Origin of the sequence: Bradyrhizobium sp. (genome assembly GCF_016462955.1) — a bacterium.
In the GTDB taxonomy this organism is placed as follows: domain Bacteria; phylum Pseudomonadota; class Alphaproteobacteria; order Rhizobiales; family Xanthobacteraceae; genus Bradyrhizobium.
Genome location: NZ_JAEMSD010000196.1, coordinates 1 through 11497 on the forward strand (window position 1 = coordinate 1; position 11497 = coordinate 11497).

16 protein-coding genes and 2 pseudogenes are annotated in these 11497 nt (G+C 63.5%); all 18 read right to left on the bottom strand.

All coding sequences use genetic code 11. From position 1 onward, the window contains the following. A pseudogene (locus tag JHD07_RS20050) lies at positions 1–237 on the bottom strand (chloride channel protein); the annotation flags it as partial. Between the two features lie 61 nt (positions 238–298). Further along, on the bottom strand, positions 299–1087 hold the full coding sequence (locus JHD07_RS20055) for an SDR family oxidoreductase (protein ID WP_291625024.1): 789 nt from the start codon (positions 1085–1087) through the stop codon (positions 299–301). A gap of 133 nt (positions 1088–1220) precedes the next feature. Beyond that, the gene (locus JHD07_RS20060; RefSeq protein WP_291625026.1) at positions 1221–1673 is read right to left on the bottom strand and encodes a hypothetical protein; all 453 of its coding nucleotides are present in this window, start codon (positions 1671–1673) and stop codon (positions 1221–1223) included. Between the two features lie 132 nt (positions 1674–1805). Next, positions 1806–2222: a 50S ribosomal protein L17 gene (gene rplQ, locus JHD07_RS20065; protein WP_291625028.1), complete on the bottom strand. Its 417-nt coding sequence runs from the start codon at positions 2220–2222 to the stop codon at positions 1806–1808. 166 nt (positions 2223–2388) lie between these two features. Further along, positions 2389–3420, bottom strand: coding sequence for a DNA-directed RNA polymerase subunit alpha (locus JHD07_RS20070; RefSeq protein ID WP_291625031.1), 1032 nt, complete (start codon positions 3418–3420; stop codon positions 2389–2391). A 113-nt stretch (positions 3421–3533) separates the two neighbouring features. After that, entirely contained in the window at positions 3534–3923 is a 390-nt protein-coding gene (rpsK, locus tag JHD07_RS20075) for a 30S ribosomal protein S11 (RefSeq protein WP_007603045.1), read from the bottom strand. A gap of 121 nt (positions 3924–4044) precedes the next feature. Further along, a complete protein-coding gene (gene rpsM / locus JHD07_RS20080) occupies positions 4045–4413 on the bottom strand; it encodes a 30S ribosomal protein S13 (protein ID WP_008549231.1) in 369 nt (122 codons plus the stop codon). A 185-nt stretch (positions 4414–4598) separates the two neighbouring features. Then, entirely contained in the window at positions 4599–5465 is an 867-nt protein-coding gene (locus JHD07_RS20085; protein ID WP_291625035.1) for an adenylate kinase, read from the bottom strand. Further along, a complete protein-coding gene (locus JHD07_RS20090) occupies positions 5462–6673 on the bottom strand; it encodes a preprotein translocase subunit SecY (RefSeq protein WP_291625037.1) in 1212 nt (403 codons plus the stop codon). The genes JHD07_RS20085 and JHD07_RS20090 overlap by 4 nt, the downstream gene beginning before the upstream one ends. After that, positions 6670–8001, bottom strand: a complete 1332-nt coding sequence (gene secY / locus JHD07_RS20095; protein ID WP_291625039.1) for a preprotein translocase subunit SecY — start codon at positions 7999–8001, stop codon at positions 6670–6672. Before secY ends, JHD07_RS20090 begins: the two co-directional genes overlap by 4 nt. 149 nt (positions 8002–8150) lie before the next feature. Beyond that, the gene (gene rplO / locus JHD07_RS20100; RefSeq protein ID WP_291625041.1) at positions 8151–8636 is read right to left on the bottom strand and encodes a 50S ribosomal protein L15; all 486 of its coding nucleotides are present in this window, start codon (positions 8634–8636) and stop codon (positions 8151–8153) included. 75 nt (positions 8637–8711) lie between these two features. Further along, positions 8712–8906 carry a 50S ribosomal protein L30 gene (rpmD, locus tag JHD07_RS20105; protein WP_011088137.1) on the bottom strand — a complete coding sequence of 65 codons (195 nt, stop codon included), beginning with the start codon at positions 8904–8906 and terminating at the stop codon, positions 8712–8714. A 25-nt stretch (positions 8907–8931) separates the two neighbouring features. Then, a complete protein-coding gene (gene rpsE, locus JHD07_RS20110) occupies positions 8932–9528 on the bottom strand; it encodes a 30S ribosomal protein S5 (RefSeq protein ID WP_014494507.1) in 597 nt (198 codons plus the stop codon). 47 nt (positions 9529–9575) lie between these two features. Next, a complete protein-coding gene (gene rplR, locus JHD07_RS20115; RefSeq protein WP_291625044.1) occupies positions 9576–9938 on the bottom strand; it encodes a 50S ribosomal protein L18 in 363 nt (120 codons plus the stop codon). Positions 9939–9949: 11 nt separating this feature from the next. Further along, positions 9950–10483 (bottom strand): 50S ribosomal protein L6, encoded by a 534-nt coding sequence (rplF, locus tag JHD07_RS20120; RefSeq protein ID WP_291625046.1) that lies wholly within the window; start codon positions 10481–10483, stop codon positions 9950–9952. A gap of 16 nt (positions 10484–10499) precedes the next feature. Next, on the bottom strand, positions 10500–10898 hold the full coding sequence (gene rpsH, locus JHD07_RS20125) for a 30S ribosomal protein S8 (protein WP_024342456.1): 399 nt from the start codon (positions 10896–10898) through the stop codon (positions 10500–10502). A gap of 14 nt (positions 10899–10912) precedes the next feature. Further along, positions 10913–11218, bottom strand: a complete 306-nt coding sequence (gene rpsN, locus JHD07_RS20130; RefSeq protein ID WP_024342455.1) for a 30S ribosomal protein S14 — start codon at positions 11216–11218, stop codon at positions 10913–10915. 46 nt (positions 11219–11264) lie between these two features. Further along, positions 11265–11497: pseudogene (locus JHD07_RS20135) on the bottom strand (50S ribosomal protein L5); the annotation flags it as partial.

Consider the following 11497-nt stretch of genomic DNA (forward strand, 5'->3'; position numbering starts at 1 on the left):
GCGGATGGTCAGATAGGCCGACAGCATGAAGCCGAGCGGCGTGATCGCCAGCACGATATAGCGCGACTTCGCCAGCAGGAACGCGAAGGCCTGCTGGGCCAGATCGGCGGCCTGCGCCAGCGCGACGGCCGCTGCGCCGACGGCCACGCCGCCGAGCAGGAAAATCGCCCGCCGGCGCCAGCGTGCATAGGTCAGGCGGACGCGCCGCTTGTCGCGAGTGGAGAAGGTCCGGAGCATGGAGGCTTAATCTAGCCGATCGTGCCCCGAACCAAAAGCCGGACTGCTGACGCGCGGGCGCTCAGGCGATGGTGTTGACGATGCCACCCTCCGCGCGCAGCGCTGCGCCGTTCGTGGCGGATGCCTCCTTCGAGGCGACATAGACCACCATGTTGGCGATCTCCTCCACGCTGGCGAAGCGCTGAATCAGCGAGCTGGGGCGATGCTGCCTAACGAAGTTGGCGGCGGCCTCGTCCACCGACTGGCCGTTTTGCTTGGCGAGATCCTTCACGAAGGTCTCGACGCCTTCCGACATGGTCGGTCCCGGCAGCACGGAATTGACGGTGACGCCGGTGCCGCGGGTGAGTTGGGCCAGGCCGCGCGCGATCGCAAGCTGGGCGGTCTTGGTCATGCCGTAGTGGATCATCTCGACGGGAATGTTGAGCCCGGACTCCGAGGAAATGAAGACGATGCGGCCCCAATTGCGCGCGAGCATGCCCTTCATGTACGCGCGCGACAGCCGCACGCCGCTCATGACGTTGACCTCGAAGAAGCGGGTCCAGTCCTCGTCCGGGATCTCGAAAAAATCCTTGGGTTCGAAGATGCCGGCATTGTTGATGAGAATGTCGACCTCGGGCAGCGCCGCAACGAGCGACTTGCAGCCTGCAGCGGTCGACACGTCGGCGGCGATGCCGCGGACCTTGGCGCCCGTCCCTTCCAGCTTGCGCACGGCAGCGTCGACCTTGTCCTGGCCGCGGCCGTTGATGACGAGGCTGGCGCCAGAGGCTGCCAGGCCCTTGGCGATGGCGTGGCCGATGCCGGCGGTCGAGCCGGTGACGAGGGCGGTCTTTCCGGACAAGTCGATGTGCATTGGTCATCTCCATTGACGTTGGCGGAGATATCGGGTGCGGCTTGAGAAGCCGCAATTGCATTCACCGAGCCGTGAGGCTGGAATGACCGCCGCGAAGCGTTTTCACTCCAAGGTGCTGATCGAAAGAGCAGCTTCAGCTGGCGTAGCCTTTCAGGACTGCGCACTCTTTCGTGCCCTCCAGAACCCGCTGAAGCTCCTTGGCGAAAGTGTTGACGAGTGCATATTCCGTCAGGAAGCGAATAGATGCTGAATTCGGTGCGTCCACAATGGAAGCTTGACGCCAATAGTCAGAAACAAGGTCGACGTGCACGAGAAGGATACCCCTGGAATTGTAGGGCTTGACCATCACTCGAAGATGACACCGAAAATCGTCGTCGTTTCCCATACCGCCTTCTATTTTTGGCGGCGCAGTCGAACTCAAAGGGAAAGTGCCGAGAGGCGCGACGAGACACTCCTCTATTTCTGTTCGGTTGAACCAGGCCGTACCTTGACCAGAAAATGCGCCTGATCTCACTGCCGCCGTTAGCTCACCTAAGCATCGATCGTCGTCAGGCCGGTACGTAAGGCACAACTCTGAATCATCCATCGCCCATGCCTCGGCAATGCAGCCAACTGCACAATTCCGATCATTGAGATATAGACGAGACAGCGCGCAGCGACCGCAACAAAAAAGCGGCGCTCTGGGCGCCGCTTTCTGAAAACTCGGCTGCCGGCCGGCTTACGCCGCCTCGGCTTCCCTTTCCTGCACCGGGCCGGAATCCTGGCCCTTGGCGTCGACATCGCGATCGACGAACTCGATCACGGCCATCGCGGCGTTGTCGCCGTAGCGGAAGCCGGCCTTGATGATGCGGGTGTAGCCGCCCTGGCGGTCCTTGTAGCGGGTCGCGAGCACGTCGAACAGCTTCTTGACCTGATCCTTGTCGCGCATCTCGGAGATCGCCTGGCGGCGCATCGAGAGACCGCCCTTCTTGCCGAGGGTGACGAGCTTCTCGACGATCGGGCGGAGCTCCTTGGCCTTCGGCAGCGTGGTGACGATCTGCTCGTGCTTGATCAGCGCGGCCGCCATGTTGGCGAACATCGCACGGCGATGCTCGGCCGTGCGGTTGAGCTTCCGATGAACCTTGCCGTGACGCATGTGAGTAGTCCTTACGTTAAAACTGCCGCGACGGTTCGTCGGACATGTTGCTCAGGTGGGCTGCCTGCGTTCGCCCGTGGTGGTCATTCCGGACGGCGCGAAGCGGCGATCCGGAAGTTCGAGGTTCCGGGTTCGGCTCTGCGAGCCGCCCCGGAACGACGAATACTCAGTAGTGATCCTCGAAGCGCTTAGCGAGCTCGTCGATGTTCTCCGGCGGCCAGCCCGGCACTTCCATGCCGAGATGCAGACCCATCTGGGCCAGCACTTCCTTGATCTCGTTCAGCGACTTGCGGCCGAAGTTCGGGGTGCGGAGCATCTCCGCCTCGGTCTTCTGGATCAGGTCGCCGATGTAGACGATGTTGTCGTTCTTCAGGCAGTTGGCCGAACGCACCGACAGCTCGAGCTCGTCCACCTTCTTGAGGAAGGCCGGGTTGAAGGCGAGGTCCGGGATGATCTCCTGGGCGACTTCCTTGCGGGGCTCTTCGAAGTTGACGAACACGTTGAGCTGATCCTGCAGGATGCGGGCGGCGTAAGCCACCGAGTCATCCGGCGTGATCGCGCCGTTGGTTTCGATCGTCATGGTCAGCTTGTCGTAGTCGAGGATCTGGCCCTCGCGGGTGTTCTCGACCTTGTAGGAGACCTTGCGGACCGGCGAGTACAGGCTGTCGACCGGAATCAGGCCGATCGGCGCGTCCTCGGGACGGTTACGCTCGGCGGGCACGTAGCCCTTGCCGGTCGAGACCGTGAACTCCATGCGGATCTCGGCGCCCTCGTCGAGGGTGCAGATCTGCAGGTCCGGATTGAGCACGACGACATCGCCGACGGTCTGGATGTCGCCGGCGGTAACGACGCCCGGGCCGGACTTCTTCACGACCATGCGCTTGGGGCCTTCGCCCTGCATCTTGATCGAGATGTCCTTGATGTTGAGCACGATGTCGGTGACGTCCTCACGGACGCCAGCGATCGAGGAGAACTCGTGCAGCACGCCGTCGATATGCACCGACTGCACCGCCGCGCCCTGGAGCGAGGAAAGCAGGATGCGGCGCAGCGCATTGCCGAGGGTCTGGCCGAAGCCGCGCTCGAGCGGCTCGGCGACGATCGTCGCGAAACGCGAGGGATCGCTGCCGGGCGTGACCTGGAGCTTGTTCGGCCGAATCAGTTCTTGCCAATTTTTCTGGATCGTCACTGTTTCACCCATACAGGCCAGTCTATTTGAGGCATCAAATACTGGCGTTGGAGAAAGGCCGCAGGTCGCACCTGCGGCTTCTTGCAAAGTCGTTGCGGGCGCCGATGCGCCCGCAACATGTCAAATCAAACGCGCCGACGCTTGCGGGGACGGCAACCGTTGTGCGGGATCGTAGTCACGTCGCGGATCGAGGTGACGGTGAAGCCCGCGGCCTGGAGCGCACGGAGCGCCGATTCGCGGCCCGAACCCGGACCGGCGACCTCGACTTCCAGCGTGCGCATGCCGTGCTCCTGCGCCTTCTTGGACACGTCCTCGGCGGCGACCTGCGCGGCGTACGGGGTCGACTTGCGCGAGCCCTTGAAGCCCATCGTGCCGGCCGAAGACCAGGCGATGGTATTGCCCTGCGCGTCGGTGATGGTGATGGTCGTGTTGTTGAACGACGAGTTCACGTGCGCGACGCCCGAGGCGATGTTCTTGCGCTCACGACGACGAACGCGGGTGGCTTCCTTGCCCATTGAGTCCCTTTCCTGAAGATCTCAAACGCCGCCGTAATGCCAGCGGCTACACCTGTGGAACGAAAAGCGCGTGGCGAACGGGTCTCCCCGCATCGCCACACGCGCGATTGGATTCGAAAACTTACTTCTTCTTGCCGGCGATGGCCTTGGCCGGACCCTTGCGCGTGCGCGCATTGGTGTGCGTGCGCTGGCCGCGAACCGGCAGACCGCGACGATGACGCAGGCCGCGATAGCAGCCGAGGTCCATCAGACGCTTGATGTTGATGCCGACCTCACGACGCAGATCGCCCTCGACGAGATAATCGCGGTCGATCACTTCGCGGATCTGGAGCACTTCGGCGTCGCTGAGCTGATTGACGCGACGATCCACGGGGATCTTCACCTTCTCCAGGATCTCACCGGCGATCTTCTGACCGATGCCATGGATGTACTGGAGCGCGATCAGCACGCGCTTGTTGGTGGGAATGTTCACGCCGGCAATACGGGCCACGGCCTTCTCTCCTGTCGCCGATCCTCGTCAGGACCGGGCTTTAAGTGCTTGTGTTCTCGGGCAGGTGTTCACAAACGCGAACACGACGCCCACCCCCGGTCTTCCTGGGGCCCGGCATCGTCTGAAACTATCCGACTTGGATGCGGGGCTTATTAGGGGATTCCGGGGGCTTTCGTCAACCGCTGCTAGCGCTTGGCTCGCTTTTTCGTGACCTTTTTTGCCGCCTTCTTGGCACCCTTTTTGACAGTCTTCCGGGCGGACTTCTTGGCCGCTTTCTTGACGGTCTTCTTGGCGGCCTTCCTGGTACCTTTCACGGCCTTCTTGCCTGCCTTCTTGGCGGTTTTGGCCGATTTTGCAGCTTTCTTGGCTGCTTTCACCGGCTTTTCGGCCGTTTTCTTTGCCGCCTTGGTCCTCTTGGCCGGCGTCGCAGTGGCTGCGCTTCGGGCGTGGGACTTCGGTTCCACCGCCCCCAGCGCCAGAAGCTGGCGGTGAATCGCCCGGGTGACCTCGTCGATGGCCATCATGCCGTCGATGGTCGAGAGCTTCCGACGCTCGGAATAGTAGTGAATCAGCGGTTCCGTCTGGCTCCGGTAGCTGGCGAGTCGCTTGGTCAGGACCTCCGGAGTGTCGTCGACCCGGACCTCCTCCCCGCGCTCCTTCATCTGGGCAACGCGCGCCTCGACGCGGCTCAGCAGCGCGCTCTCGTTGACCCGAAGCTCGATCACGGCATCGAGCTTGAGATGCTTGCGCTTGAGCAGCTCGTCCAGCGCCTCGGCCTGAGGCACGGTGCGCGGGAAGCCGTCGAGGATGAAGCCGTTCTTGGCGTCGGGCTGGTCGATGCGGTCGGAGATGATTCCCACCACGACCTCATCAGGCACGAGACCGCCGCTGGCCATGATCTCCTTCGCCTTCAGCCCGACAGGCGTTCCGGCCGCAACCGCTGCACGCAACATCTCGCCGGTCGAGAGCTGGACGATGCCATAGCGCTGCACCAAGAGCTGCGCCTGGGTCCCCTTGCCCGACCCCGGCGGTCCCAGAAGTATAATTCTCATCGGCGTACGCCCCCCGAATTGGTGAGCGACACCTCGCGCACCTGTGCTTTGATATCAAGAGCGGTGCAGACCACAACCAGCGCCTCGCCGCCATTGACGACCATACTATAAGGCAGGCCGATCCCGTAAAGCTCGAACACCTCCGGAATCAACTGCAAGCCCGTCAGGTAGACGGCTCCGACCACCGTCGTCAATGACACGACACGATCGAGATAGCTCGCTGTCGCCTCGCCGGGCGCGATACCGGAGATTGTGCCGCCGTGCCGCGCCAGGGATTTGGCCGCGTCTTCGGGATTGACGACATAGGCGGTGTAGACGAAGGCGAGCGCGAACACCGCGATCGACACGAGGATCATGTGCGCTGGCTGCCCCAGTTGGAGGTGTCGGTAAGCCGCTGCGACCAGGGGATGGTCACCGCCCAGGAAGAAGCCGGCAAAGGCAAGCGGCAGAAAGAAGATCCACGGCGCCACCGTGACCGGAATCAGGAACCCGGCGCTGTTGAGCTTGATCGGCAGAACGCCAGCCCGGGCCGGCAATTGCCGCGCGCCGACGTCGAGCGGGCCGAACTCGATCCGAACGTTTCGCCGCGCGCCTTCGACCAGGACGATCACGGCGACGGTCACGACCCAGAGCAAAGCGTGGACGAACACCAGATTGCCCGAGATCGCCCCGCTCCGCACGAGATTCGCGATGCCGGCGACGTCTTGCGGCAGCGAGATGAGGATGCCGACGCTCAAGATCAGCGCAAGGCCGTTGCCGATGCCGTAGCGGGTGATCTGTTCGCCGAGCCACAGCAGCACGAAGACGCCGCCGACCATCGAGGCCGTGGCCGTCGTCACGAACCAGCCGTCCGGATGTCTCACGAGACCCGGAATGGAAATCAGCGCGGAGGCGATGCCGTAGGCCTGAAAAGCAGCAAGAGCCAGCGTAATGCTGAGCGTTGCACGGGCGATCTTGCGCCGGCCGGCCTCGCCAGACCGCTCGAGCAAATCAAGGCCGCGCCACACCACCGACAGCAACCGGATAAGGATCGCCGCTGTCAGATAGGGAATGAGGCCGAGCGAAAAGAGCGAAAGACGGACGTTGAAGCTCGGCAGCGACGAAAGGGACGCAACATCCAGTCCCGCAATCGGGATCAGCGAGCCGAGCCTGAAAAGGAGCAGCGCGCCAATCGTGAAAGCGATTCGGCGCGCGAGCTCCCTGTTCATCTACGGCGGCCCCGCAACTTGGACTTGCGGATCAGCCCCTCGTACTGGTGCGCCAGCAGATAGCCCTGGACCTGCGCCACCGTATCCATGGTGACACTGACCACAATCAGCAACGAGGTGCCGCCGAAGTAGAACGGCACCGAGGCGTAGGAGATCAGGATCTCGGGGATCAAGCAGACGATCGCCAGATAGATCGCACCCACCACGGTGATGCGCGACAGCACGTAATCGATATATTCCGCGGTGCGCTCGCCCGGGCGGATGCCCGGAATGAAGCCGCCGTGCTTCTTCAGATTGTCCGCGGTCTCCGTCGGGTTGAACACGATCGCGGTGTAGAAGAAGGCGAAGAACACGATCAGCGCCAGATACAGGATCAGGAACAGCGGGCGGCCATGGCCGAGCTGGGTGGTGATCCACTGGAGCCATTCCGGCCCGCTGCCGGTGTTGAAGTTCGCAACCGTGGTCGGCAGCAGAAGCAGCGAGGACGCGAAGATCGGCGGGATCACGCCGGAGGTGTTGAGCTTAAGCGGCAGATGCGAGGACTGGCCCTCGAACATCTTGTTGCCGACCTGGCGCTTCGGATACTGGATCAGAAGCCGGCGCTGGGCGCGCTCGATGAAGACGATGAAGGCGATCACGACGACGGCCATGACGATGACGACCAGGATCAGGCCGGTCGACATCGCGCCCTGACGGCCGAGCTCGAGCATTCCGGCGAGCGCAGCGGGGAGCTCGGCGACGATGCCGGCGAGAATGATCAGCGAAATGCCGTTGCCGATGCCGCGCGAGGTGATCTGCTCGCCGAGCCACATCAGGAACATGGTGCCGCCGGTCAGCGTGATAGAGGTCGAGAGCAGGAAAAACAGTCCAGGTTCGCTGACGACATTGCCGGCGCCCTGAAGTCCTACCGCGATGCCGTAGGACTGAAACAGGGCCAGGATGACGGTGAGATAGCGGGTATACTGATTCAGCGTCTTGCGGCCGGCCTCACCCTCCTTCTTCAGCGCCTCGAGCTGCGGCGAGACGGTCGTGAGGAGCTGGATGATGATCGAGGCCGAGATATACGGCATGATGTTCAGCGCGAAGATCGCCATGCGGTGGATGCCGCCGCCGGCGAACATGTTGAACATGCCGAGGATGCCGCCGGCCTGCGAGCGGAACACCTGCTCCCAGGCGCTCGGGTCGATGCCGGGCAGCGGAATGTAGGTCCCGAGCCGATAAACGAGCAGCGCACCCAGGGTGAACCAGATGCGCTTCTTCAGTTCGTCGGCCTTGGCGAACGCGCCGAAATTGAGATTGGCTGCCAGTTGTTCCGCTGCAGAGACCATCTTGGACTTTCTCCCGCCGCCTGTTGCGCCGTTGATGCCCGCGGCCGGGCTGAATTAGCGGACGCCGGACATTATCTGGGGCTCGGCTTCGATAAGTCCACGTCCCGCATGCGTAAAGGCCCGCGAGGCGCGGGCCAATGACGCAGTTGTTACGCCGCCTCGCCTTCTTCCTTTGCAGGGGCGAGGATCTTCACCGAGCCGCCGGCCTTCTCGACCGCCGCAATCGCGGTCTTGGTAGCGCCGTGCACTTCGATGTTGAGCTTGGATTTGAGCTCCCCGCGGCCGAGCAGCCGCAGGCCGGCCTTGGCGCGGCGCAGCACGCCGCCCTTCACCAGGGCCTCGACGTTGACGACGCTGCCGGCGTCGATCTTCTTGGCGTCGACCGCTTCCTGGAGCCGGTCGAGATTGATCTCGGCGAACTCGACGCGGAAGATGTTGCTGAAGCCGCGCTTGGGCAGACGGCGATGCATCGGCATCTGGCCGCCTTCGAAGCCCTTGATGCGCACGCCCGAACGCGCGGTCTGGCCCTTGCCGCCGCGGCCGGACTGCTTGCCCTTGCCCGAACCGATGCCGCGGCCGACGCGCATACGCTTTTTGCGCGAGCCGGCATTGTCGGCGATATCGCTGAGCTTCATCGCCCTTCTCCTTGTGTCTTGCGCACGATCTTCACCGAGAACCGGTTCCCGTTTCCCGGGATCGCGCGCCTTTGCTTACTTCTCGTCGACGATGCGGACGAGATGGTGAACCTTCTCGATCATGCCGCGGACCGCCGGGGTGTCCGGCAGCTCGCTGGTACGGCCGATCTTGTTGAGCTTGAGCCCGATCAGGGTCGAGCGCTGCGAGTGATGGCGGCGGATCGCGCTGCCGGTCTGCTCGAGCTTGATCGTCTTTGCGGCCTTGGCCATCGTGGTCTACTCCGAAAAGCTTCCGTTAGTCGGCGGCCGCCTCGGCATCGCCGCCGATACGGCGCGACTGCAGAGTGGACACCTTGATGTTGCGGCGGGCTGCGACCGAACGCGGCGAATCCTGGTGCTTCAGCGCGTCGAAGGTCGCGCGCACCATGTTGTACGGGTTCGACGAGCCGATCGACTTCGCCACCACGTCCTGGACGCCGAGCGTCTCGAACACGGCGCGCATCGGGCCGCCGGCGATGATGCCGGTACCGGCCGGAGCTGCACGCAGATAGACACGGCCCGCGCCATGACGGCCGGCGATGTCGTGATGCAGCGTGCGGCCCTCGCGCAGCGAGACGCGGGTCAGATTGCGCTTGGCGGACTCGGTCGCCTTGCGGATCGCCTCGGGCACTTCGCGCGCCTTGCCGTGACCGAAGCCGGCGCGGCCCTTCTGGTCGCCGATCACGACCAGCGCTGCGAAACCGAAGCGCTTGCCGCCCTTGACGACCTTGGCCACGCGGTTGATGTGGACGAGCTTGTCGACGAACTCGCTGTCGCGCTCCTCGCGCTCCCTGCGTTCACGTCCGCCGCCGCGTTGATCGCGTCCACCACGTTGTTCGCGTTCAGCTGCCATGGTTTTTCCAATCCTTCAGGGGCTTACGCCCCAATCCTCAAATTCTGTTAGAAGCTCAGCCCACTCTCACGCGCCGCATCGGCCAAAGCCTTGACGCGCCCGTGATAGAGATAGCTGCCGCGATCGAACACGACTTCCTTGACGCCCTTCTCGGCCGCGCGCTCGGCCAGCAACTTGCCGACCGCCTTCGCCGCATCGATGTCGGCACCGGTCTTGCCGCCGTCGCGCATCGACTTCTCGAGCGACGAGGCAGAGGCCAGCGTCTCGCCCTTCAGGTCGTCGATGACCTGGGCGTAGATGTGCTTGGACGAGCGGAACACCGACAGGCGCGGGCGGCCGCTGGCGGAGCGGCGCAGCTTCAGCCGCACACTCCGCTTGCGCCGGGCATTCGTAACCTTGGCTTTCGACATGACCGGCTCCGTTACTTCTTCTTGCCTTCCTTGCGGAAGATGAATTCGCCCACATACTTCACGCCCTTGCCCTTGTAGGGCTCCGGCGGACGGTAGGCGCGGATCTCGGCGGCGACCTGGCCGACGCGCTGGATGTCGCTGCCCGCCACCGTGATCTCGGTCGGCTTCGGCACCGTGATCGTGATCCCCTCGGGGATCGGATAGATCACGTCATGGCTGTAGCCGAGCGCGAGCTGCAGGTTCTTGCCCTGCATCGCGGCGCGATAGCCGACGCCGGTGATCTCGAGCTTCTTCTCGAAGCCCTTGGTGACGCCTTCGACCAGATTCGCGACCTGGGCGCGAGCGGTACCGTACAGCGCTCGCGCGCGGTTGGTCTCGGCTCGCGGCTTGACCTTGACCTGGCCGTTCTCGAGCTTCACCTCGACGTCGTCGTGGACGACGAACTGAAGCTGGCCCTTCGGCCCCTTCATCTTGACGGTCTGCCCATCGACGGTCGCGGTCACACCGGACGGAACCGCCACAGGCCTTTTGCCAACACGTGACATGGATCGAAAATCCTTCTCAGAACACCGTGAAGAGGACTTCACCGCCCACATTCGCGTCGCGCGCGCTGTGGTCGGCCATGATCCCCTTCGGCGTCGACAACACCGAAATGCCGAGTCCGTTGTTCACCCGCGGCAGGTTCTTCACCGAGGCGTAGACGCGGCGCCCCGGCTTGGAAACGCGTTCGATCTCGCGGATGACGGGCTCGCCGTCGAAATACTTCAGCTCGATCTCGATCTCGCTGCGGCCCGAGGAATGCTCGAGCGTGGCGTAACCGCGGATGTAGCCCTCGGCCTTCAGAACCTCGAGCACGTTCTCGCGCATCTTCGAACCGGGCGTCGAGACCTTGGTCTTCGAACGCATCTGCGCGTTGCGGATACGGGTGATCAGATCGCTGATTGGATCGTGCGTAGACATCTAAACGACCCTCCTTACCAGCTGGACTTCACGAGGCCCGGGACCATGCCCTTGGAGCCAAGGTCGCGCAGCGCGATACGGGACAGCTTGTTCTTGCGGTAGTTCGAGCGCGGGCGGCCCGACAGCTCGCAACGCAGGCGGATCCGGGTCGCCGACGAGTTGCGCGGCATTTCCGCCAGCTTCAGGGTCGCGGCGAACCGCTCCTCCATCGGCAGCGTCTTGTCGGCGATGATCGCCTTCAACCGCTCGCGCTTGGCGGCGGCGTTCTTCACCATCCGCTTGCGCCGGTTGTTCTTCTCGACTGAACTCTTCTTTGCCATGCTTGGCTCCTGGGTATCCGCGTTTGAGAGGCTCTAGGTCAGCGTCTCACTGCCGGAACGGGAAATTGAAAGCGGTCAACAAGGCCCTCGCCTCGTCGTCGGTCTTGGCCGTGGTGCAGACGGTGATGTCCATACCGCGGGCTTCCGTGACCTTGTCGAAGTCGATCTCGGGGAAAATGATGTGCTCCTTGATGCCGAGCGAGTAGTTGCCGCGGCCGTCGAAGCTCTTCGGGTTCAGGCCGCGGAAGTCGCGGACGCGCGGCAGCGCCACCGTAACCA